General features: G+C 69.9%; 13 protein-coding genes. 9 read left to right on the forward strand and 4 right to left on the reverse strand.

The features are described from left to right. The first annotated feature begins 6 nt into the window (after nucleotides 1-6). From FJV41_RS01335 to FJV41_RS01365, 7 genes are all read left to right on the forward strand, one after another. Nucleotides 7-1005: an AAA family ATPase gene (locus FJV41_RS01335; RefSeq protein ID WP_174454309.1), complete on the forward strand. Its 999-nt coding sequence runs from the start codon at nucleotides 7-9 to the stop codon at nucleotides 1003-1005. Continuing rightward, nucleotides 998-2758, forward strand: coding sequence for a hypothetical protein (locus FJV41_RS01340; protein WP_141640540.1), 1761 nt, complete (start codon nucleotides 998-1000; stop codon nucleotides 2756-2758). The genes FJV41_RS01335 and FJV41_RS01340 overlap by 8 nt, the downstream gene beginning before the upstream one ends. Then, complete coding sequence (locus tag FJV41_RS01345) at nucleotides 2755-3738, forward strand: ABC transporter ATP-binding protein (RefSeq protein ID WP_141640541.1); 984 nt, start codon at nucleotides 2755-2757, stop codon at nucleotides 3736-3738. The genes FJV41_RS01340 and FJV41_RS01345 overlap by 4 nt, the downstream gene beginning before the upstream one ends. Then, the gene (locus tag FJV41_RS01350; RefSeq protein WP_306440852.1) at nucleotides 3735-5267 is read left to right on the forward strand and encodes an ABC transporter permease; all 1533 of its coding nucleotides are present in this window, start codon (nucleotides 3735-3737) and stop codon (nucleotides 5265-5267) included. The genes FJV41_RS01345 and FJV41_RS01350 overlap by 4 nt, the downstream gene beginning before the upstream one ends. Then, entirely contained in the window at nucleotides 5264-6124 is an 861-nt protein-coding gene (locus tag FJV41_RS01355; protein ID WP_141640542.1) for a DUF58 domain-containing protein, read from the forward strand. Before FJV41_RS01350 ends, FJV41_RS01355 begins: the two co-directional genes overlap by 4 nt. Before the next feature lie 132 nt (nucleotides 6125-6256). Beyond that, nucleotides 6257-7990 (forward strand): vWA domain-containing protein, encoded by a 1734-nt coding sequence (locus FJV41_RS01360; RefSeq protein ID WP_141640543.1) that lies wholly within the window; start codon nucleotides 6257-6259, stop codon nucleotides 7988-7990. Then, complete coding sequence (locus FJV41_RS01365) at nucleotides 7987-10740, forward strand: VWA domain-containing protein (protein WP_141640544.1); 2754 nt, start codon at nucleotides 7987-7989, stop codon at nucleotides 10738-10740. The genes FJV41_RS01360 and FJV41_RS01365 overlap by 4 nt, the downstream gene beginning before the upstream one ends. Before the next feature lie 7 nt (nucleotides 10741-10747). On the opposite strand, the gene FJV41_RS01370 is transcribed toward FJV41_RS01365, so the two are convergent. Then, a complete protein-coding gene (locus tag FJV41_RS01370; RefSeq protein ID WP_246136930.1) occupies nucleotides 10748-12052 on the reverse strand; it encodes a calcium-binding protein in 1305 nt (434 codons plus the stop codon). Between the two features lie 200 nt (nucleotides 12053-12252). On the opposite strand from FJV41_RS01370, the gene FJV41_RS01375 reads away from it, so the two are divergent. Then, nucleotides 12253-13944 carry a putative glycosyltransferase family protein gene (locus FJV41_RS01375; RefSeq protein ID WP_141640545.1) on the forward strand — a complete coding sequence of 564 codons (1692 nt, stop codon included), beginning with the start codon at nucleotides 12253-12255 and terminating at the stop codon, nucleotides 13942-13944. 60 nt (nucleotides 13945-14004) lie between these two features. Here FJV41_RS01375 and FJV41_RS01380 read toward each other — a convergent pair whose 3' ends face one another. Further along, nucleotides 14005-15333, reverse strand: a complete 1329-nt coding sequence (locus FJV41_RS01380) for a hypothetical protein (RefSeq protein WP_141640546.1) — start codon at nucleotides 15331-15333, stop codon at nucleotides 14005-14007. A 246-nt stretch (nucleotides 15334-15579) separates the two neighbouring features. Between FJV41_RS01380 and FJV41_RS01385 the strand changes: the two genes are divergently transcribed. Continuing rightward, complete coding sequence (locus FJV41_RS01385; RefSeq protein ID WP_141640547.1) at nucleotides 15580-16638, forward strand: hypothetical protein; 1059 nt, start codon at nucleotides 15580-15582, stop codon at nucleotides 16636-16638. Between the two features lie 10 nt (nucleotides 16639-16648). Here FJV41_RS01385 and FJV41_RS01390 read toward each other — a convergent pair whose 3' ends face one another. Further along, nucleotides 16649-21343 carry a translocation/assembly module TamB domain-containing protein gene (locus FJV41_RS01390; RefSeq protein ID WP_141640548.1) on the reverse strand — a complete coding sequence of 1565 codons (4695 nt, stop codon included), beginning with the start codon at nucleotides 21341-21343 and terminating at the stop codon, nucleotides 16649-16651. Continuing rightward, entirely contained in the window at nucleotides 21340-23469 is a 2130-nt protein-coding gene (locus FJV41_RS01395) for a BamA/OMP85 family outer membrane protein (protein ID WP_246136931.1), read from the reverse strand. The genes FJV41_RS01390 and FJV41_RS01395 overlap by 4 nt, the downstream gene beginning before the upstream one ends. Between the last annotated feature and the right edge of the window lie 192 nt (nucleotides 23470-23661).

Genomic DNA, 23661 nt, shown 5'->3' on the forward strand with positions numbered 1-23661 from the left:
ACACACGTGGCAGCGGAGCTTCTCAGTCCCGCCGAGGCACAGGGGGCGGCGGAGGTGGCGGCCCGGCTCAGGGACAGCCTGAACACGGTGCTGTTGGACCAGGAGTCCGTCGTCGAGCAGGTCGTCGTCGCCGTGCTCGCGCGCGGGCATGTGCTGCTGGAGGGCCTGCCCGGCCTGGGGAAGACGGAGCTGTGCAAGTCGCTGGCGAAGCTGCTCGCGCTGCCCTTCCGTCGCATCCAGTTCACCCCGGACCTCCTGCCCGGAGACATCACCGGCACCTACGTGCTGGAGGGCGAGGGGCGCCGCGAGTTCGTCTTCCGCGAGGGGCCGCTGTTCGCGAGCCTGGTGCTCGCGGACGAAATCAACCGCTCCAGTCCCAAGACGCAGTCCGCGTTGTTGGAGGCGATGCAGGAGCGCCGGGTGACGGTGCTCGGCCAGACGCGGACCCTGCCGGACCCGTTCTTCGTGCTGGCCACGCAGAACCCCATCGAACTGGAGGGCACCTACCCGCTGCCGGAGGCGCAGTTGGACCGCTTCCTCTTCCGCATCCAGGTGCCGCCCGTGGGCGCGAAGACGCTGCGCGCGCTGCTCACCACGCGCGTGCGCGGCGCGCCGCCGGAGCTGTCTCCCGTCCTGGATGGGGAGGGGCTCGCGCGCCTGTTCGCCGCCTCCGACCGCGTGCACCTGCCGGGGCCGGTGGCGGACTTCATCGGGCGGTTGGTGGAGGCCAGCGACCCGCGCCAGGCCTCCGCGCCCGAGGCCGTTCGCCGCTTCGTGCGTTATGGCGCGAGCCCGCGCGCCGCGCTCGCCCTGGCCGCCGCGGGCCGCGCGCGTGCGCTGTTGAGTGGACGGCCCAATGTGGGCTTCGACGACGTGGTGGCCGCCGCTCCCGCCGCGCTCAATCACCGGCTGGTGCTCGCGTACGAGGCGTCGCTCGAGAAGGTGTCCGCTCCGGACGTGGTGCGCGCGCTGCTCCAGGCCGTGCCCGAGGTGCCGCGTGACTAGCGTCGCGATGCTCTCGCTGTGGCTCCTGCTGGGCACCTCGCCCCCGCCGGCGGCCGTCGCCGTCGAGCAGGCCGTGGCCGAGGCCGAGGACGCGACCGAGGCCAACGCTCCGAACGGCTATCGCGACGCGACGGGCACCGTGGACTCCGTCACGGAGGGCCCCCTGCGGGTCACCATGCACGGCGCCGTGCTGAAGCCCCAGCGCGGGTACTGGGCGGCGCAGGTGGTGCTGAACAACAGCGGGTCGCAGGCGCTCCCGGTGCGCATCGCCTTCTCTCCCGCCTACGGAGACACCTCGCGCTCCGCCATGCGGCATGTGGAGGTGGGGCCCCGGCAGCGCGTCGTCACCTGGGTGCCGTTGCCCGTGGCGTGGCACTCCGTCACCCTGCGGGTCGATTCACCTGGATTGAAGCCCATCGTGGAGTCCCTCTACGCCGACTCCGACCGCTTCGAGCCGGTGCTGTCGGTGGGGACGGTGTCGGAGTTCGAGACCTCCACGGGATTGACGAAGACGGGGGAGCGGGACGAGCCCTACTTCTCCATCCGCTTCCTCGACGCGAAGGATGCTCCTCGTGAGCTGGCTGCCTACGTGGGCTTCCAGTTGGTGGTCGTCACGGCGGAGGCCGCGGCGGTTCCGGCGGATGTGTGGGCCGTGCTCGAAGCCTACGCCGCGACGGGAGGAACGCTGGTCGTCACGCGCCCCTCCCGCGACCTGCGTGAGCGCCTGCCGCTCTTGCCGGAAGCGGCGAGCACCCAGTCACAGTATGGCTTTGGCCAGGTGTGGAGGTGCCTGGAAAGCAAGTTCGAATGTGAGTCGCTGATTCGAGGGGGCTCCGTCGGCATCGAGGCCTACCAGCGGGGCGTGGTGATTCCCCTGGGCATGACGCAGCGCTGGGTGGCGCCCTTGATGCAGACGAAAGACCCGCGGCCGCTGCTGTCCAATGCCAGCACGCCCGTGGGGCGCTTCCTGCTGGTCATCACCGCCTTCGCGCTGGTGGTGGGCCCCGGGGCCTGGTGGTTGGCGAGACGCCGGGGGCCGGTGTCGGTTCTCATCATGGTGCCGGCCGTCTCCGTGGTGACGTGTCTGGCGCTCATCTTCTGGTCCGTGCTGGTGGATGGCTTCGCCGTGCACACCTCGCGTTACAGCCTGACGTGGCTGGACGGAGCGCGGGCTCGTGCGGTGACGGCGGGCTTGAGCGCCTGGTACGCCAACCTGTCGCCCGACGCGCTGCACCTGCCCGCCTCCAGCGTGCTCCTGCCGCCGCCCGACCTGGACGACGCGCTGGCGGACCTGGACTGGACGGCGGGCCTCACGGTGGGGGACGGCTTCCTTCCGCCGAGGACCTATCGCGAGTGGGGTGAGGTCGCGGTGCTCCCGTCGCGGGCCCGGCTGGTGCTCAAGCGTGAGGGTGATGCGCCCCGTGTCCAGAACGCGCTGGGCGCGCGACTGGAGGAGGGGTACGTGCGGCTGGACGGGACGGTGCGCCGGCTGCCTGCCTTGTCCGACGGTGAGGAAGGCGCGCTGGGGGCTCCCGAGCCGGAGCCGGGGAACGTGGCGGACACCCTGGTCGGGCGGCACCTGGGAGATGGCGCGGGGCTCCGGCTGTCGAATGCGTTGACGCCCTTCAGCGCGGACCTCTCCGAGGGAGGCTTCATCGCGCGGCTGAGCGGGCAGGGGCCGCTGCCGAGCAGTGGCATGCCCTCCGAAGTGGAGACCGCCGTGCATCTGGTCCGCGGCGAGGTGAGGCCATGAGTCCGTTGCTGGAGGTGAAGGGGCTGCGGCGCGACTACGGCGCGCTGCGGGCGGTGGACGACGTGTCGTTCCATCTGGAGCCGGGCAGCATCCTGGGCTTCATCGGCCCCAATGGCGCGGGCAAGAGCACCACGCTGCGCATCCTCGCGACGCTGGATTCGCCCACGGCGGGAGAGGTGCTGCTGGGGGGCCACTCGCTGGTGGACACGCCGGACCGGGTGCGTCCGCTCATCGGCTACATGCCGGACCGGTACGGCACCTATGACGACGTCACCGTCTTCGAGTTCCTGGACTTCTTCGCGCGGGCGTATGGGCTGACGGGCGCGAAGCGGCGCCAGCGCGTGGAGTCGGTGATGGGCTTCACGGGGCTGGGCCCGCTGGCGGACAAGCTCACCACCGCGCTGTCGAAGGGCATGCGGCAGCGGGTGGCGCTGGGGCGCACGTTGCTGCACGACCCGCAACTGCTCCTGCTGGACGAGCCCGCGGATGGCCTGGACCCGCGTGCGCGCATCGAGCTGCGCGAGCTGCTGCGCGCCCTGGCGGACCAGGGCAAGGCCGTCATCATCTCCAGCCACATCCTCACGGAGCTGGCTGAAATCTGTGACACGTGCGCCATCATCGAGCAGGGACGCCTGCTGGCCACGGGCAGGGTGGAGGACATCCTCCGGCAGGGTGCCAGTGTCGCCGCCGTGGAGCTGATGGTCCGGCTGGCGGTGGGCGCGGAAGCGGACGCGGCGTGGGCGCGAGCGGAGCGCCTCCTGCTGGAGCAGCCGCGCGTGGCGCGCGTCTCGCGAGAGGGAGAGTCCTTGAGGGTGGGGCTGGAGTTGGAGGCGGGAGCAGGCGCGGGGCAGGTGGACGCCGCGGCGGCGGGGCTGTTGTCGGCGCTGGTGACGGCGGGCCTGCCGGTGTGCTCGTTCGGCATGCGGGAGCGCAACCTCGAGGATGCGTTCATGACGGTGACGAAGGGGAGGCTGGCGTGAGCGCGCCGGTGGAGACGAGCACGGGGGCGGGGACGGAGGTGTCCGCATCCGTGGAGGCGGCGGACGCGAGCACCGCGGGCCTGTCCTTCCAGGAGCGGTGGGGAGATCGCCTCAATCCGCTGGTGGTGAAGGAGGTCCGTCAGGGACTGCGCACGCGTGTCTTCTGGGCGTGCTTCGGTTTGATGTTGCTGGCCTGTCTGGTGTTGGCGCTCGTGGCCTTCGTGCATACGCGGGAGGAGGCGTTCGCCCACCATGGCCAGGGCTACTTCTTCGCGTTCTTCATCTGCCTGGCCGTGGTGCACTTCTTCGTCATTCCCTACAGCGCGTATCGCTCCCTGGCGCGCGAGCGGGAGGACGACACGTGGGTGCTGCTGGTGCTCACGGGCCTGGGGCCTCGGAGGATTCTGCGAGGCAAGGTGTCCTCCTTCCTGGTGCAGGCGGCGCTGTATGCCTCGGCGGTGGGGCCCTTCCTGTTGTTCAGCTACTACCTCAATGGCATCTCCCTGCCGTCCATCCTCGCGGTGCTGGGGTTGGGTGGGGCGTGGCTGGTGTTCCTCACCGTGGTGGCGGTGTGCGCGGCGACGCTGGCGGACAGCCGCATGGGGCGCGCCTTCGTGCACTTCGTGGTGCTGGGGGTGTTGGGACTGGCCTTCAGTGCGGCGCTGGGCATCTCGGGCGCGTTGAGTGATTCGGGCAACAGGCTCCTGAGCAACGATGGGGTGCATCTGGCCATGGGCATCGGGCTGGGGTTGATGCTCCTGGATGGCTGGCTGTTGTTCGAGGTGGCCGCGTCGCGACTGTCGCTCTCCACGGAGGACTACACGCGAGGCCCCCGGCGGGTGATGGTGGTGCAGATGCTGGTGGCCTTGGTGGTGGGCCTGGGGTTCTGGTGGCACGAGGACCAGGGGCACGTGGTGACGGAGATCTTCGCCGTCTGCGGCACGCTGCATCTCGCCGTCGTGGGGCTCTTCGTGGTGACGGACGTGGACGGGCAGGCGCGCGCGTTGCGAGCGGCCACCGGCCCGGTGTCCCTGTTCCGGCCCGGCGCGTTGCGTGGCTTCCGACTGACGATGCTCCTGCTGGTGGGGTGGGCCGGGGTGTGGGCGGCGCTGGCGCTGGTGTCGGGGAAGACGAACCACGGCAGCGAGTCCATGCGGATGCTGATGGCGGTGATGCCGGCCTACGTCATCCTCTATCTGTCCCTGGCGTTGGTGCTCGGGAGGATGCCTCGCTCGGACCGGTTCTCGTCGCCGGCCTCGGTGCGGTTGCTCTTCGTGGCGGCGGTGGGCGTGGCGGCGGGCCTGCCTCCGCTGGTGGCCGCGCTGGTGGGAATCGAGATGGGAGACCCGCTGCTGAACCTCCTGAATCCGGTGGTGGGCATCGCGAACTTCGGGGCGCATGACTACGCCACGGCCGAGCCGGGGATGGCGTGGCCGCTGGTCGCCTTCGTGGTGGGCGTGGCGTTGCTGGTCGCCTTCATGGCGGACCGGGTGCTCGTCGAGCGTGAGAAGCGGGCCCATCTGCCGTGAGCGAGCGTCTGGATGAAGCGGCGGTGGGACGACTGGCGCCCGGGTTGGGGCTGGCGTTGCCGCGAGGGCCTCACCGGGGCCGCGTGGGTGAGGTCCGCGCGGCGTCCACCGGGAGCGCCTTGGAGCTGCATGACTTCCGGGCGTATCAGCCGGGCGATGACCTGAGGCAGCTCGACTGGAACGCGGTGGCGCGCACCGATGAGCTCATCTTGCGGGTGCGGCAGGACGAGGTGTCGCCGCGCGTGGAGGTGGTGCTGGATGGCTCGCGCTCCATGGCGTTGTCACCGCGCAAGGCGGCGTGTGCGCGGGAGCTGGCGTTGCTCGCGTGTGAGGTGGGAGCGCGTCAGGGATTGAGTCCCACGTTGCTTGCGACGGGGGTGCGGTCGGAGCGGGTGCAGGGGTCGGCGTGTCGGGCGGCGCTGCGCGCGCTGGAGTTCGACGCGAAGGATGACCTCGTGACGGCGCTGGGGCGGATGCCTCCGCCGAGGTCCTGTGGCCTGCGCGTGGTGGTGAGCGACTTCCTGTTCGAGGCGGACCTGCCCGCGATGGTGGCGCGGTTGTCGCGGGGCGCGGCGGGGGTCTTCCTGGTGCAGGTGTTGGATGCGGAGGACCTGGCTCCGACGGGGGGCGAGGGCGCGCGGTTGGTGGACTCGGAGAGTGGCGCGGCGCTGGAGGAGTTGCTGACGGAGGAGGTGTTGGCCGCGTATGCGCGGCGCTTCGTGGAGCACCAGCGCGTGTTGAGGGCGGCGGCCCTGCGCTCGCGTGGAGCGCTCCTGACGGCGCCCGCCACGGAGACACTGAACGCCCTGGTGATGGGCCCGCTGCGGCCCTTGTTCGTCGCGGGAGGTCGAGCGTGAGCTTCGACCGCTCAGGGGCGCATGGCGCGCAGAGCTCCCGCGTCGTTGCGCGAGGTGCGGCATGAGCGCCGACCTCTCGTGGAGATTGCGGGCCTGTGCGTCGTGCTCCCGTGCCGTCGCGCGAGGTGTGGCATGAGCTTCGGCTTCCCGTGGGGATTGCTCGCCCTGGGCGCGCTGGTGCCCCTCGTGGCGGCGTACTTCCTGCGGCGTCGGCAAAAGCCGGTCGTGGTGAGTGCGTTGTTCCTGTGGCGCACGCCGCGTCCTCGCGCGGAGGCAGGACCTCGCTGGGAGCGCTTCACGCGGGAAGCCTCGCTGCTGTTGGAGGCGCTCGCGGTCATCGCGGCGGCGCTGTACCTCTCGGACGTGCGCCTGGGTGAGGCGGCGCGGACGAAGCACCTCGTGCTGGTGGTGGACGGAAGCCTGTCCATGTCCGCGCGAGGGCCCGATGGCGTGACAGTGCTGGAACTCGCCCGCCGCGAGGCCGCGAAGCGGGTGGAAGACGAAGCCGCCACGCGAGTGACGGTGCTGGCCACCGGACTGAGTCCGCGTGTCGTCGCGGGTCCGGAAGCAGAGCCGTCCCGCGCCCTGGCGGCGCTCGAGTCCTTCCAGTCACGAGGCGCGGACCACGACCCGATGCCCACGCTCCTGTGGGCCCAGGAACTCGCGGGAGCAGGCAAACACGTGGCCTTCTTCACCGACGCCGCCCCCGTGGAGGGACTGGTCATCCCAGCTCCCGTGCGGTGGACGGCGCTGGGCACCGCGCGCGAAAACGTGGCGTTCGTCTCCGCGCAGCGCAAGGACGATGGCGGCACGGCGACCGTGACGCTGCGAGTGGCCCGCTTCGGCGCGGGCCCTGAGTCAGTGTCCGTGCGGCTGCGCGCACTCCCAGGTCCCGACGCGAAGCAAGGCACGGAGCGCGTGGAGAAGGTCGCGCTCCAAGGCGAGGGCTCCGCCACGGTGCGCCTCACCTTCCAGAACGCGGGTGACGTCGAAGTCTCCCTGCCGGACGACGCGCTGCTCGAAGACGGTCAGGCCCGGCTCACGGCCTCTCCGACACGGCCCCTCGCGGTGAGTCTGGCCCAGGGCCTGGGTCCGCTCGAACGTGACGCCCTGGAGCGTTTCCTCGCGGCCTCCCCCGACGTGGCACGAGACGGCGCCGCGGGCGAAACATTGCTCATGGGCCCACGAGGCACGGATGCAAAGGTGACGGTGGGCGCGACGGGAAAGGTGCGCACCTTCGTGGGGCCCTTCTTCTCCGAGAAGGGACACCCGTTGCTGGACGACGTACAGCTCGCGGGCGTGAGGTGGTCGGCGGGAGAGAATCCCCCGGGGCATCCCCTCATCACGGCGGGTGACGCGGTGCTGGTCTCCGAGGAGGACGACGGACGGCTGCACCTCAACGTGGACCTGTCTCGCTCCAACGTGCAGCGCGTGTCCGCCTGGCCCGTGTTGCTGGGCAATGTGGTGCGAGAGTCGCGTCGCGCCCGCGAGGGTTTCGTCCGACGACAGCTCACCCTGGGCGAGCCGCTCCAACTGGTGACGCTGCCCGGGAAGCGCTACACGCTGACGGGTCCGAGTGGCGGCAAGCCCGTGTTCGGCGCGGGAGCGGTGAGCCTTCCTCCTCCTGCCATGCCGGGGCGATATGTCCTGGAGCGCGATGGCGCGGATGGGGTGGACGCGGCGGAAGTCCTCGCATTGGACGCACGCGAGTCGGACCTGCGAGGACGTGGCCGCGCGGACGTGCCGGCGCGTGAATCGGGAGACGACGAGGCGCGCGCGAATGCCTCGGACCGGGCGCGCTGGCCGCTGGTGTTGTTGCTCCTCGCGCTGGTGGGAGATTTCTACGTCACGAGGCGGGTGTCATGACCTTCTCCCTCCCCCAGGCGTGGGTGCTGTTGCTGCCGCTGGGCCTCTTCCTCTGGAAGTTCGGCCGGCGGCCCGGTCCGCCCATGTGGCTGCGGGCGGCGCTGCTGGTGCTGACCGTGGGTGCGCTCTCGGGGCCGGAGTTGCGGCGGGCCGACGCGGGCAGCGACGTGGTGGTGGTGGTGGACCGCTCCGCCTCGATGCCTCGGGACATCGACCGCACCGCGCAGGAACTCGTCTCGCATCTGGAGTCACAGCGCCGCCCCGGTGACAGGGTGGGCGTCATCGTCTTCGGCCGTGAGCCCCGGGTGGAGCAACCCCTGTCCTCGGGCGGTGCCTTCGGCGGCTTCACCCGTCCAGTGGATGCGGAGTCGTCGGACCTGTCCGCCGCGCTCGATGCCGCCAACGCCCTCATCCCCCAGGAGCGCACCGGCCGGGTGCTCGTCCTCTCCGATGGCCGCGCCACGGGCACGGATGCACGAGGCTCCGCGCGAAGACTCGCGGCCCGGGGAATCGCCGTGGACTGGCGCCAGCTCGCGCGGCCCGAGCCTCCGCTCGATGTCGCCGTCGTCTCGTTGGACGTGCCGACCGCCGTGTCCTCCCGCGAGCCCTTCCAGTTCTCCGCCAGCGTGTACGCCTCCTCGGCGGTGACGGGCACGGTGCGACTGGAGCGCAATGGCCGTGTGCTGGTGAAGGGCCCCTTCGATTTCCAGCCCGGCCCCAACGTCCTCCCGCTGAGGGACCTCATCGAGGAGCCCGGACTCGCGCGCTACCAGCTCACCGTCGAAGTCCCGGGAGACGGCGTGGTGGAGAACGACAAGGGGCTCGCGGTCCTGCGAGTCGAAGGACCCCGCCGCGTGTTGCTGGTGACGAACCAGCCCAAGGGCACCCTCGCGAAGGCGCTCGAAGCGACGGGGCTGGTGCTGGAGGTCCGCGCGCCCTTCCGCCTCACCCTCGATGACCTGGACGGCGTGGGCTCCGTCGTCCTGGAGAACGTGGACGCGAACACCCTGGGCGAGCCGGGCCTCAACGCGCTCGCGGCCTACGTGGAGCAAGCGGGAGGGGGGCTCGTGATGACGGGAGGGCGTGAGAGCTTCGGCGAAGGGGGTTATCGCCGCTCACCCGTGGAGCCGCTGCTGCCCGTGTCGCTGGAGATGCGAGAGGAGCAGCGGCGCGCGTCCATCGCCATCAGCATCCTGATGGACTGCTCCTGCTCCATGGGCGCCACGGTGCCCGACGGCCGCACGAAGATGGAGGTCGCCGCCGAGGGTGTCGTGGCCGCGCTCACGCTGCTCAATCCCCAGGACGAAGCCTCCGTGCACATGGTGGACACGGAGACCCATGAAATCTTCCCCCTTCGCTCGGTGCAGGCGGGCCTGCCGTACGACAAGGTGGCGAAGGGCTTCAGCGGCGGCGGTGGCATCTACGTGGGCGAAGCGCTGCGCACGGGGCGCAAGCAGATTTTCAAGAGCGAGAAGCCCACCCGCCATGTCCTCCTCTTCTCCGACGCGGCCGACTCCGAGGAGCCGGACGACTACCGTCGCACCCTGTCGGAGCTGCAGGGCGAGGGCGTGACGGTGTCCGTCATCGGCCTGGGAACGCCGAAGGACGTGGACGCGGCGCTGCTGAAGGAAGTGGCCCAGCGCGGCGGCGGGCGCATCTACTTCGCGGAGGACGCGATGAGCCTCCCACGCATCTTCAGCCAGGAGACGCTCGCCGTCGCGCGCGCGACGTTCATCGACGAGCCCGTCTCGGTGGAGGCCGCGCCGGACCTGCCGCTCCTGGGGAAGCTGCCCTCCGAGGGACTGCCCCAGGTGGGCGGCTACAACCTCACCTATCTGAGACCTCGGGCCAGCGTGGCGCTGCGCACGCTCGACACGCATGCCGCGCCCCTGCTCGCGATGTGGCCGCGCGGCGCGGGACGCACGGTGGCCTTCACCGCGGAGGTGGATGGCCCGTTCACCGGCGAGCTGCGCCAGTGGGGCTCACTGCGCGCGACGCTGGAGGCGATGGTGCGCTGGACGTTGGCGGGCAGCTCTCCCTTGGGAGAAGCGGTGGTGCGCTCGGAGCGCCGCGGCCACCTGCTGCGCGTCACGTTGGACCTGCCTCCGGACGAGCCGCTGCCCGCGACGTTGCCCACGCTGATGTTGCTGTCGGGCGACGGGACGTCCGCGCCCACCGAGCATCCGATGCGCTGGGAGGAAGACGACCGGCTGGTGGCGGAGCTTCCGCTGGAAGGCAGCGGCACGTGGCACCCGGTGGTGCGAGTGGGCACGCGCGCCCTGCGTGCGCCACCCGTCGCGCTGCCGTATGCCCCGGAGTTCGAGCCTGGGAGTCCCAAGGAAGGACTGGCGCTCTTGCGAGCCGTCGCCGCCGTGGGAGGGGGCGTGGAGCGCCTGTCCATGACGGGCCTCTTCGAGGAAGCCCCCGAGTCGGAGGGACACCTGGCCCTGGCTCCGTGGTTGGTGGCGCTGGCCGTGGCAGTGCTGCTGTCGGAGGTGGCCGTGCGCCGCTTCCTCTCGGCGCCTCGGCAGCGCGTGAAGGCGCGAGCCGTGTCGGAGGCGTCCGTGGCGGGGAGCGTGCTGGCGCCGTCGTCACCCGTGCCCTCCACGGTGACTTCCGTGACGTCGGCCCCAGCGGCTCCCGAGGCGGGGCCCCGCGCTCCCGAAGGTGAAGCGAAGCCGAAAGAGGGCGGCGTGGACTCCGCGTTGGAGGCCGCGCGCGCCCGCTCTCGTCGTCGACTGGACCGGTGAGTGGCGGCTAGAGGTACGGCGTGCCGCTCACCGGGTTGCCCAGCTCGTTCTGGAGCGTGATGCGGATGGAGGAACTCACCGGCCACCGCCACGTGTACTGGAACACGTCGGACAGGTTGACGTTCGCGGCGCGGCTGGCCGCGAGCACGAAGTTGTCCGCGGACGAGTACGGGCTCGTCACGCTGCCCAGCTGCTCGACCTTGCGCCAGAGCTGGAAGATGAAGCTCCAGTTGTGGACGCTCTTGAGCTTCAGCACGAAGGACGCGAACAGGTCCGTGGTGTCGAACCCTCCGATGCCCTGCCTCACCAGCAGCGTGTTGGCCCAGTCATGCTTGAAGCAGCGGGTGCTCCCCGGGCTGATGGGCGTGCTGGTGGCGCCCGCCGTGCCGCAGGCCACGTCGGCCTGGTACGCGGTCATCAGGTTCTTGACGTTGGTGTAGAGGGTGGTGTGGCTGGAGGACACGGGCAGCCCGTAGTACTCCATGGCCAGAAAGCGATTCAGCACCGCGTAGCCGGTCACCATGGCGTGGCCGTAGTTGCCATTGTTGGACGCGAGCTGGGGCCCGTAGAACCAGAAGTTGCGACCCAGCTCGTAGAAGCCGACCTGGTTGTGCTTGCCCGCGGCGGCATCGGTGCAGATGTTCAGCTGGAACAGGTCGAACTTGAACTCGATGCCATGCGTGCCGAGGTCACCGCAGGCCGGGTCGGAAGCGCTCCCACAGCCCGTCGCGACGCCCGAGGGGAGGATGGCGAGGCTGTCCGTGCCCTGGTAGTTGCGGCCCGAGCCAGGCGTCCGGCCGGTCATGTCCTGGTAGAAGGTGTAGCCATTGTCCAGCCCGTCGACCACGAGCTTGATCTGCGACACCGTGCAGGTCGTCACATCGGGGGTGTGCAGCGTGACCTTCTGGCCCTTCCAGATGTAGAGCGTGTGCTGGGCGCCCGGCTGTGAGGCGTACGTCCCCCGGCGTTGGCAGTACCAGGAATAGGGGTCGCTGAAGGTCTGGTAGGCGGCCTGATAGATGTTGGAGTTCGGGTGCTGCGTCAGACAGGCCTGGGTGAGGTCCATGGACAGGTACTGCCCATTCTTGTAGCAAGACCAGCCAAAGGCATTCTGCTGCGTCAGCGTGGAGAAGGCGCCTGCGCCGTACTGCCAGGCGCAATACGCATTGAGGTTCATGCCCGGCAGGTTCAGGGTGGCCAGGGCGCTCCCCGGCGCGGCCACTCCCAATACCAACAGCGCGGCGCCGCCAGCATTACGACATGAGCGAGCAATCGCGGAGCGCCAGGCGCCCCACGGATGGGTCTGAGTCATTTCGGTGGTTCCCCCTCTACGGATGTGGCACGGGCCGCCCCCGACCTGGAGGTGTCATCACGATGAGGAGGGCGGCCCGCTCCCTATGAAGCTCACAGGGTAAAGAAGAGATACACGGAAAGAATGGGTGCCACAACTGGGTCAAAAAAATTCCCCCCTACCAGAATATGGGAATGGCTCTTTCGAGGTATGAGGCGCCAATGACGTCTGCACGTTGGGGGCGCCTGGGACTCACGCTGGCGCTCCTCGCACTTGCCCTCCAGGCCGCGCGCCTGGCGTTGCACAAGGGCTTCAGCATCGACGAGTTCCAGTACGCGCACGCGGCCTGGCTCGTGTCGAAAGGGCAGGTGCCCTACCGGGACTTCTTCGAGGTCCACTTCCCGCTTGTCTATCAAGGGCTGGCGCCGCTGTTCTGGCTCGTGGGGGATGCGCCTCGGGGTGTGCTCGCGCTGCGTCTGGCGATGCTCGTGCCGCTGGCGGGCGCGTGTGTCTCGGTGGCCGTGCTCAATCGACGCGAGGGCCGCGTGTCGATGTGGCTGGCTCCGGTGTTGTTGTTGGCGCTGACGCCTTTCACGCGCTTCGCGGTGGAGATTCGTCCGGATGCATTGGCCTGTGCCTTGTTCCTGGGAGGGCTCGCCGCGTTGTCGGTGAGGCCGGGCACCCGGGGGCTCGGCTTCGTGGCGGGGGTGTTGTTCTCCGCCGCGTTCTGGTCCTCGCAGAAGGTGTTGTTTCACGGCGGCGTGGTGGGCGCGGTGCTCGCGGTGGATATCGTCTGGCGGCGGGGCAGGGGACCGGCGCTCGTGGCGCGGCCCGTCGCGTTTCTCGCGGGCGCGGGGGTGGGGCTCGCGGCGGTGGCGTCGTATCTGACGGTGACGGGCTCGTGGGGCGCCTGGTGGCAGTGGTGCTTCGCGTGGGCCGCGGAGCATCAGCGGCACTACCCCGGCTTCTCGTGGCGGGACTATCTGCTGCCCATGGTTCGCGAGCAGCCCTGGCTCTTCGCGTTGGCGGTGCTGGGGTTCCTCGTCACCGTGCGCGCGTGGTGGCGTTCGGGCGCGGAGCGCTGGGGGAGCGCGGACCTGCCGTTGCTGCTCGCGGTGCTGGCGACGTTTGGCTCGTATGCGCTCCAGCGCGCGCCGTTTCCGTACAGCCTGCTGCCCTTCCTGGGAGTGCTCGCGCCGTTCATGGCGCGAGGCACGGTGGCAATCTTCAGTGGCTGGAGTACGCCCCCGGCGCGAGTCGTCGCGGCCCTGGCGCTCGGAGTATTGCTCTGTCTTCAGCTCTGGAGGCTGGAAGCCCTGGTGGACGGAGGGGGCAATGCCAGACAGCGAGACGTGCTCGCGCGCATCGCCATGCTCACCGGGCCCGAGGACGTCGTCTACGACAACTCGGGGGGCTATGTGAGCCGGCCACACGCCCACTTCTATTTCTACACGGATGCCTATCTACGGGGCTCCATCCCGGACGTGCTGGCGCGCGAGGTGCCCCAGGCCTTGGTGGAACGCGGCTGTGTGCTGCGCGTGGATGACCTGCGGACGTCGGGATTGCCGCCGTCGCTGCGAGGCTTCCTCGACACGTATTACCAGCCCTACGACGGAGACCTGTTCCTGTGGGGGCAGCGGTACGACGTGTCCCCTGGGAGCGCGCTGGAGGGTCGCTTCCTGGCGGTTCGTGACGGGCGCTACTTCGTCGAGCCCGCGTCGATGCTGGAGTCAGGCGCGCTGTTCGTCGACGGGGCCCGCGTCACGGAGGCGGAGCTCACCCTGTCGCGAGGTGAGCACACCGTGCGGTACGAGGGCCCCGAGGGGCGCTTGCACCTCCTGTGGCTCCCGCGTGACGGTCAGCGATGGGTGCCGCGTCCCGAGGCGAAACCCACCTACTCGCGCCTGTTCTGAGCCGCGCGTCGGTGCCTCCGAGAAGAACGCTCGGAGGACACCTGCGACACGGACGCTTCGCTACGGCGCGCAGGGCGCCTGACCGCCGGCGCGCTTGTAGGCGCTCACGCGGTTGGACAGGTTGCCGTTGTCGGTCTCCGGCGAGGTCTGCCGGCCTTCACCCGCGCCGAAGGAGAAGCCGACCGAGTGCGCGGCGGCGAGCTCCGACGTGTGCGAGAAGAAGTAGTCCACGCGGTTGTCCTTCCACCGCTCGTTGGTGTTCGGCAGGTTCATGTTGCCCACCGGGAGCTGCCACCAGAAGTTCGGTTTGTTGAGTCGCTCGGAGATGGCGCTCGCCCAGGTGAACGCCTGACGGAAGTGGGGCAGGGTGGTGTTGTTCGCGTCCCACCACGTGTCCTCGCCGATGCTGTCGTAGAAGCCCGCGTCACGGTCCGACGCCTCCACGACGATGAAGTCCGTGTCCGCCGCGCCGAGCTTCAACAGGAAGTCGGCCACCTTGCGCGCCTCACCGGCGATGTCGAAGGACGCGTTGGTGTTGAGGTACACGTCCGTGCGCGTCGACCAGGGGCTGGCGTGCAGGCTCACCTTCGCGTTGGGCGCGTACTTGCGAGCCATCGCAATCATGCACCGGCTCACGCCCACGGCGTTGTTGGCCATCCCCGAGCAGTCCGTGGCGTTGGCGCTCGCCACCTGCGCGGGCACCGTGGCCGGGTCTCCATTGGAGAAGAACTGGAGATAGCCCCACAGGTCCGGCTCGAGGTGGAGCAGGGCGGGCTCGCTGCCCACCTGCTGCAACGTGAAGCGATAGTCCGCGAAGTAGCGCCGCATGATGGCCACGTCGTTGAGCGCCTGGAGCTGCTGCTCGCCCTCGCCCGCGGGCCCGACGCCGCCCAGGAGCTGCTGGTAGTAGGTGATGAAGGGAAGCTGCTGGCGCCCCTTCGCCCCGGACACGTGGCCGCGCACGTAGGCACCCGGCGGATCCGACACGTCCTGCCAGCAGCCCCACCACGCGCATGCCGCGCCCGCGCAGGAGGTGCCGGACGTGGTGCAGCCCGTCGTGCAGGACGTGCACACGTTCGTCGAGTCGACCAGCCCGCTGGCGACGTACAGGTAGTGCACATCGAAGGGCGCGCCCGCCGCCGTGCCAGGCTCCATCTGCGCGCCGACGAGCAGCCGGTTCTTCCCCAGGGACGCGAGGAACGTCTCGCCCATGCACCCGGTACCGACAGGGCCACCGTCCGGCGTCCCGCCGCCACCGTCCGGTATGCCATTGCCGCCGTCTGGGGTGTTGGTGCCGTCCGTGCCCGAGTCGGAGCAGCCTCCCAGCATCAGCAGGCAGAGGGTGAGCGGAGCGAGTCGCTTCAGCCACTTCGAAGTGTGCATGCGCATGACGACAGTCACGCTACCTCGCCACGCCCTGCACGGCTCAAGGGCCTGGGACTCCGGGACAGGGGGCCGTCCTGACCGCTTCCTCGCTCGACATCCAGCCTCGCGATAACAATCTGTTAATCTTTCAATTCAAGAAATTCTTGAAACTCGGTATTCGCGCCGACTACACGTCAGGGTTCCCCCCTGCCGAGCCCGCCGGGTGGTCTGGGCTTCCTCGCGGGCGCGGCACATCCCCTCGAGGCCGTGATGAAGACGCGACTGTGGTGGCTGGTGGTGCCCGCGTTGCTGGCGGTTGGCTGTGGTCCCGTCATCGATGACGAAGAAGGCGAGGTCATCGACGAGCTGACCGGGCAGGTGCTCCAGGAAGCCACGGTGAAGTACGACATGCACCGGCTCCTGGAGGACACGCATCTGTTGGGGCATCAGTGGATTACCACCGAGCAGGTGCAGGCGTTCCTGACGCAGCAGGGCTCGTATCTGGCGACGTACAAGGACCCGGCCTTCAGCAACAAGACGGCGGCGGCGCTCATCGTCGAGCGCTCCAAGGCGTACAACATCAGCCCGCTGTACATGCTGGCGCGCATCCAGGTGGAGTCGAGCCTGGTGCAGAGCGGCACCTCCACCAACCTGGCGAAGGCCACCGGCTGTGGCTGTCCGGACAGCAGCGGGTGTGACGCGCAATACACGGGCTTCGGAAAGCAGATTGAGTGTTCGGCGAAGAAGCTGCGCGGCTACTTCACGGACCTGGATGCGGGGCGGACCACCGTGTCTGGCTGGAAGGTGGGGACGACGAAGGCGTCGTTGGACCCGTGCTCCATCAAGCCGACCAACAAGGCCACCGCGGCGCTGTACACGTACACGCCCTGGGTGGGCGCGTACGCGACGCAGTGTGGCCGCACCACGGTGGGCGGCTCGTCGCTGGTGGCGGTCATCTACCACCGGTACGCGGACGGCGGCTTCAACTGGGACGCGCCGACGACGTCGGGCTGCGTGTCGGAGACGGCGGGCACGACGGTGCCGAACCTGGGCTGCGTGCAGAGCTCGTCGGACGCGGTGTGGCGGCAGTGCGTGTCCGGTGTCTTCACCGCGGGCACCACGACGAAGCCCACCAACTGCACCCAGTCGTGGCCGTGGTGCTCCTCCGCCACGCTGGGCCGCACGGTGCCCGCGCGCACGTGCGTGCAGTCCTCGTCGGACCAGCAGTGGAGCCAGTGCGGCGTGGGCGGCGCGTGGGTGAGCTCGCCCATGGCGCCCAACAGCGGCGCGGGCCCCGTGGGCGCGTGCTTCGAGATGTACTGGCTGTAAGCCCGCGGCGTCAGTACTCGTTGGTCCAGATGAGGTCCAGACCACCCGAGCGCGCGTCGCCGTACTGGCCCTCCAGACTCCAGCGCGGTCCGAACTGGTATTCGAACCGGACCGCGTTGGAGTTCTCTCCCTGCTGGATGTTGGCGCCCACGCGTCCGGTGTAGCCGACGTAGATTTTGTCGGTGACGTAGGTGCCCACCTCCAGCTTGGTGCCGGCGATGCCCGCGCCGCCGGCTTCAATCGAAATCACGTCCAGCGGCAGCTTCGCGGCCAGGGCCTTGCGCGCCTCGTTGGCGACGAGCGAGCCCACCACGGAAGCGGCCTGGGCGCTGGCCGTCATCGACGCGCCGGAGCCGCGCTCCAGCGTGCGGCGGCCGGTGGCGAGCAGCGTGTAGATTTCGGACTCGGGCAGCGGCGGCTCGCTGGTGGGCTTCAGGGTGATGTCCCGGCCCTGGCCTCGAATGGTGACGAACACCGTGATGTTGGCGCTGTCGTTGCGGTGCTCGGCGGTGACGTTGATGTACGGGACGGTGGGCGGCCCGGTGAAGCTCACGATGCTGTCGCGCTGCACGTCGAAGCGCCGGCCCAGCACGTCCACCCGTCCGCGCAGCACGCGCACCTGTCCGAAGAGGCGCGCCACGTCGGTGTATTCGACGCGGAAGTCCTCCGACAGCCCCAGCTCCACGTTGACGTCAGAGCCCTTCACCCAGATGTTGCGCGGCGCATTCACGTTCACCCAGTACGCGCGCCCGGGTGGCGTCTCGCCCGGCTCCAGGTCCTCCGCGGAGTCGGCCACGGGAGGAGGCTCGGTGGAGGGCTGCTGGTTCGGCTCGGGCGCGCCCGGTGAGGGCTGCTGCTGTTGCCTGCGCTTGCGCCGCTCGATGGGCGTGCCGTTGCGCACCAGCACCACGTCACTGGGCCGCTCCAGGTCCTGGAGGTCCTTGCGTTTGACTTCCGGCAGCTCGATGGTGGCCTCGGGGATGGAGACGTTGCGCAGGTTGACGAGCCGTTCGGACAGCGTGCCCTCCACCTTCGCGCGCATGCTCAGCACGGCGATGAGCTGGTCGTCGAAGACGATGGGGAAGTCGCGAGCCATCAGCGGGTAGGGTTTCCCCGCGGGGCTGTTCAGCTCGTACTCGCCATTCTGGGTGCGAGTGGCCGTCAGCGGCGCGTCGAGCCACAGCGTGCCGCCTCCGGCCTTGGCGGACAGCGTGTTGATGGCCAGCGCCTCGCGACTGGCTTCCAGCGCGAGCTGGATTTCGCGGTACTCGCCCAGGCCCATCAGCCCGAGCTTGCCGTCCTTCCACGAAAGCGAACCCTGGAACGTGGGCACGGCGGGAGTGCCCGCCAGCTTCGCGTCCGCCTGAATCAGCCCGCCCACGCTGCGCAGCATCTCCACCGCGCCAGAGAGGAAGGAGGGGTCGAAGTCGCGCGCCTTGAGCGTCACGTCCAGCGGCGCGCGGGAGGTGTCGAGGCCGCGCTGAATCGCGGGCAGGGACACGTCCAGCTCCACGCCTCCTTCCACCATCAAGGTGCCGCCCGCCGGCGCGGTGAGGAGCACGTCGAAGGCGGAGCGAGCGTTCTGGTAGCCGTAGTGCAGGCGCGCCTGTCCCAAGGCCAGCTCGCCCATGCCCAGCTTCTGTACGCCGGCGGTGAGCTCCATGCGAGGCGTGTCCAGCGTGCCGCGCGCGGCCAACTCCACCGACAGCTCGCCCTGGATGCCCTTGGACGCGGCGCTCGCCTTCTGCGCGGCGGCGCCTGTCGCGCGGGCCTTCGCCACGCCGGGCAGATGCTGGAGAGCGACCGGCCCCAGGCGGCCCTTGAGCTGGAAGGGAATGTGTCCGTAGACCTCCTGGTCCTGCAGCGCGCCCAGCGGAGCGTCCAGCGTCACGTCGAGCTGCGCCAGCGGCCCCTCGTCCCGCTGCGCCGCCAGCGTCACCTTCACGTCCTGGTCATCGCCCACCACGCCGAGCTGTCCGTTCACCGGAGGAAGGCCGTACGCGGTGAGGCCCACGGCCTTCACGCTCAGGCGGGCCTGCGGCACCAGCGCGGAGCCGGAGAGGAACAGCTGCGCGGACACGGTGCCCGCGGGCTTCTGCAGACCATTGACGCCCTCGAACTGCGCCAGGGACAGGTCCGCGACGCGGGCCTCCAGGTCCACCGAGGCCGAGAGGAGGTCGTCCGCCTTGGGGGGACGTGCCAGCATCCCGCCCAGGGTGAAGGGTGTGTGCAGCACCACGTACGTCTGGGTGCCCAGCCCCTGCACGTCCAGGCGCGCGTCCAGGGTGGCGTCCTCGCGGTCCGACGCCGCGCGCAGTTCGAAATCCAGCGGCTGCTTCAGCGCGAAGCCCGGAGGCGGCGCGGCGTAGTTCAGCTTCTGGCCGCGCAGCACGAAGTCCAGCCGGGGCTCGCGCGCGGTGCCGTCGATGCGCAGCTCTCCGGCCACCATGCCGCTCACCGGCTCCGTGCGTCCGAGGAGCTTCATCACCCCGGCGAGGTCCAGGTCATCCAGGTCGACCTTGAGGGAGAGCGCGTCCTTGCGCCGCTTCAGCACGCCCTGCACCGGCACGTCGAAGTCCGCGACGACCTTCGCCACCGGCAGCCCCGCCGACAGCGTGCCCGTGGCGCGGTCCTTCACGTAGCGCCCGTCGAGCGCCACCTGGAGGTTCTCGTAGCCGCTCACCCGTCCGTCCTGCCAGCGCAGCTTCGTCTCCGCGTCCGGCCGGGGCAACCTGCCCTTCGCGGTGACGAAGCCCGACACCGTGCCGCCCAGGCCCAGCGACTCCGGGATGACGATGCGGGGCAGCAGCGTGAGGTCCACCGCCTCCAGGTCCACGCGCGCCGTCAGTTGCTCGTTGGCGAGCGAGCCGCGCACCGCCAGCGACTGCGCCCCCGACGCGAGCTTCAGCGCGGGCTCCACCTCCATGCGTCCGCCGCCGAAGCCCACGTGCGTGGGGGCCTGGAGCTTCCAGGTGGCCTCCGGCCACGAGAGCACCAGCGCCTGGACTTCCAATCCCTGGTTGTCCTCATCCACCAGCCCGTTCAGCGCCAGGCCGAGCGTCGCGCCCCCCAGGGCCTTCACGCTGACCTCCAGGTGACGCTCGTGCGTGGTGATGGTGGCGGACACGTCCTGGAAGGAGCGCTCGCCCGAACGCAGCTCACCCATCACCAGCGTGGCGTCCGTGGTGAGGGGGCGGGTGATGTCCGGCACCTCGGCCTGGAGCGTGAGGTTCCTCACCGCGAAGTCCCCATAGGAGAGCGAGGTGAAGTTGCCGTGGGCGACGACGCCCGGCGCGCGCACGGGCCCTTCCACGCGGAACTCCAGCGTGCCGCTGCCAGACAGCGGAGGCACGGTGCCAGGCAGCAGCCGGGTCAGCGCGTCGGACAGCATGGCGAGGTTGCCCGCCGTCAGGCCGCCGTCCACGCGAATCGCCTCGGTGGTGCCTTCGCCCTTGGCCTGAAGCGACGCGCCCGGCACCAGCACCAGCAGGCGCGACAGCGTGTAGCGGCCGTCCTTCGCGCGGGCATGCAGCTCCACGGGCCCCAGCGGCTGACCCCGGAAGCGCGAGGGCGACACGGTGAGGTCCACCTCGCCGTCGAGGGTCTCCAGGCTGGTGCCGCCGCCCTTCGCGGACAGGTCCGCGGAGAGGCTCGTCTTTGGCCCTTCCTTCACCAGCGCGGACAGGTCCACGTCGCGAGCCTTCACGGAGACGCCGGTGGAGCGCATCCGCTCCAGGTCCAGGTCGCCCTTCACGTCCAGCTTCGCGTCCGCGGCCGTCCCCTGGAGGTCCACCTGAGCCAGCTCGCCGTCGATGCCCGCCTTGCCCGCGAGGTTCACCGGTACCAGCAGCGGCCAGGTGGGCAGCACGCCGCGCGTCAGCTCCGGCGGCACGGTGAGGCGCCGCACGTCCACGTCCGCCTTCAGGGTGCCCGGGGGCTGGCCGGGCGGAGTCTCGGGAGGAAGTCGCGCCGTGGCGCTCGCGTCCAACAGCAGCCCCGCGAGGTCCAGGTCCACGTCGGCGTTGAGCGCGCCCTCCTCGCCGCCGCCCTTCAATGCCAGCCGCAGGGGCCCCTTCGCGGGCAGCGCGAGCGCGCCGGTGGACTCCAGCGTCGCGCCGAAGCCCTGCGTCGCCGCCGCGTAGTGGCCGGACGCCTTCGCGTCGAAGTCTTCCAGGCGCACGTGTCGCTCGCCGCCTTCTTCCAGCTCCTGCCTGAAGTCGACGTAGCCGTCCTCGAGCTCCAACTCGTGCAGCTCCACCCGCAGCTTGCCGCGCGGAGAGGGCGGCTCCTCGGGCTTGGGCACGCGAGGCGCGATGGCCCGGGCGAGGTTCAACCCGCGCTCGTCCTGGGCCAGATAGAGGCGCGGCTTCTCCACGCGCACGTCCGTGAGTTCCACCTGCTGGTGGATGAGGCCGCCCAGGCGCACGCGCGCCTCGACGCGCGCGATTTCCGCCACCAGCTCACCCTCCGGGTCATACAGCTTCACGCCGGTGAGGACGGCGCCCGGTGGTGCCAGGTCCAGCCCTCCGACTTCCAGCCGACCGGAGAACTGCTCATTGGCCAGATGGAGGCCCTTGCGGATGAGCCAGCCCTCACCCGGTGACGACGTCGCCCAGAGGAGCACGCCCAGCACGGCGACCACTCCCAGGCACACGACGCCGAGCAGGCCCCACAGCAGTCGTCGTGCCCAGCGTCGCCCTCTCAAAACGCCTCTCCAATCGACAGGTGCAGCGCGCACTGACCGTCAGGCGCTCCCGCGAAGGTGGCCCCGCGAGACGTGGGGCCGTCGGGCTTCCACTTGCTGCCAATGCCGAAGCAGCCTCCAGAGGTCGGATAGATGTACCCCGGGGTGGCGACGGGCAATCCCTGGCCCAGATTCAGTCGGCGCGCGATGTCCAGGCGCACCGGCCCCACCACCGTGAGGTAGCGCAGGCCCACGCCCACCGCGTGGTAGTGGTCGGGACCGAACAGTCGCGGCGAGTCGCTCGAGTCGAAGCCCTCCACGCCCACCAGCCCCGTGTCCCAGAACGCCGCGAGCACGATGCTGGTGGAAATCTGGTAGCGCAGCTCCACCGTCGTCTCGAAGAGGCTGTTGCCGCCCACCGGCACCGTCTCCCACTCCTCCGTCTGTGTCGTCTCCGGCACCCCGTCCCCGTCGGTGTCCTCCTCCTTGGCCAGCGCCGCCAGGGGCGACAGGCGCTGGCCGTTGAAGCCGCGCATGGAGGTGGCGCCACCGGAGAAGAAGCGCGTGACGATGGAACTCTGTGAGCCACCCGCGGGGTTGAGCGTGCCCATCCGCAGCTTCGCCGCCAGCACCACGCGCTTGTCCTCGTCGAACGAGTGGTAGAAGCGCAGGTCCGGCAGCAGACGGATGTAGTTGAAGTCGCCGAAGAAGATGCTGCCGCCCTTCTGCACGGACAGGCTCAGGTAGTAGCCATCCCGAGGCTCCACCGGGTCATCCCGCCGGTCCCACGCGAAGGCCACCTCCAGGAAGCTCAGCGCCACGTCACACTGGATGGTGTCCTCGCCGCAGCCCAGCACGACGGGCGGCACGCGCGAGTCCGCGCTCACCCGACCCGACAGCCGATAGATTTGGAGGTTGTAGGAGGGGAAGACGGAGAAGTTGCGGTGCGGCTGCCAGATGACGCCCGTCTGCAACCTGCCGCCATAGAAGTCGTAGGCCTGCTCCAGGCCCTTCTCCAGCGTCAGGGACGTCTGCTGGCGCAAATCCCGGAAGAGGAACCGCGGCTGCTCGTACTCTCCCGTTATCTCGAAGACGGGTCCCTGCTTCGACGGCGACAGGACGTGGGGGATGAACGCGTAGCCGGCGCGGCCTCGCACGGTGACGCGGCGCAGACCACCCAGGAAGTTGCGGTTGGTCCACTCCCCCAGCACGCGCGCTTCCTGGCGGGCCGCGTCCACGCCGATGCCGCCGCCCAGACGCACCGAGCGGAACGGCGCCTCGCGCACGTCCACCACGACGGGCACCGTGGCTGACTCCCGGTCTGGCGCCCCGCGGTTCACCTTCACCGCGCCGAACACGCCCATGCGGAACACGCGGGCCTGGGCCTCCGCCAGCGCCGTCTCGCTGTACCAGTCCCCCTTCTTCAGCGCGCCCTGCACCTGCTCGATGATGCGGCGCGGCGGCACCTGGGGATTGGCGTCCGTCGCGACGAACGTGTTGCCGAAGCGGTAGCGCAGCCCCGGCTTCACGTCCAACCGCACCCGGGCCTTCCGGGTGTCCACGTCCACCTGCACCTCGCCCGACACCTCTGCTTCCGCGTACCCCAGCTCGCGCAGCTGCTCCTGGACCCGGGCCTTGGCCTCCTCCCAGGGCGCCTCGCGGAAGATGTCGCCTTCCTTGAGGGGCAGCTCGGACTTCACCCGCTCGTGGTGTTCCTTGCGGTGCTCCTCCGGCAGCGTCTGGAGGCCCTCCACCTGGATTTCGCTGATGCGCGTGGGCTCGCCCTCGCTCACCTGCACCTCCAGCTCCACCTCGTTCGTGCCCTTGGGCTTCACCGCGCTGTCCACCACCTCCGCCTGGTAGAAGCCCTGGGCCTGGTAGTAGCGCTCGATGCGGCGCAGGTCCGCCTGCCACGCATTGGGGTCGAAGTAGTGGGGGCTGCCGAAGGGCCAGAACGCCCACCACGGGGTCTCCGAGGTGAGGATGCGGTCCTTGATGTCCCCCTGTTTCACCTGCTTCGTGCCCTCGATTTCCAGCCGGGAGACCTTGGGCCCCGGGGGCGGGGTGGACGTGGTGGCGCACGCCGCGACGCTCAGGAGCGCGGCGACAGTGGCGAGGCGAAGGAGTCGGAGCAGGTCAACGGCCACGGACTGTTCATACCCGGAAGGCAAGCGCCTGACGCGTCTCCTGTCGGACGCCCCCATCCCTTTGTCGCATTCCAACGTCTCGTCGGCGGTTCCTGTCGGCTGGTCCTTGCTGGATACACACGGAGACGTGCAAGCCGCGCCAAGGTGCGCCAGATTGGGGGCCATGCTCCTGTCCCGGCGAATCAGAGTCTT

Source organism: Myxococcus llanfairpwllgwyngyllgogerychwyrndrobwllllantysiliogogogochensis (assembly GCF_006636215.1).
In the GTDB taxonomy this organism is placed as follows: domain Bacteria; phylum Myxococcota; class Myxococcia; order Myxococcales; family Myxococcaceae; genus Myxococcus; species Myxococcus llanfairpwllgwyngyllgogerychwyrndrobwllllantysiliogogogochensis.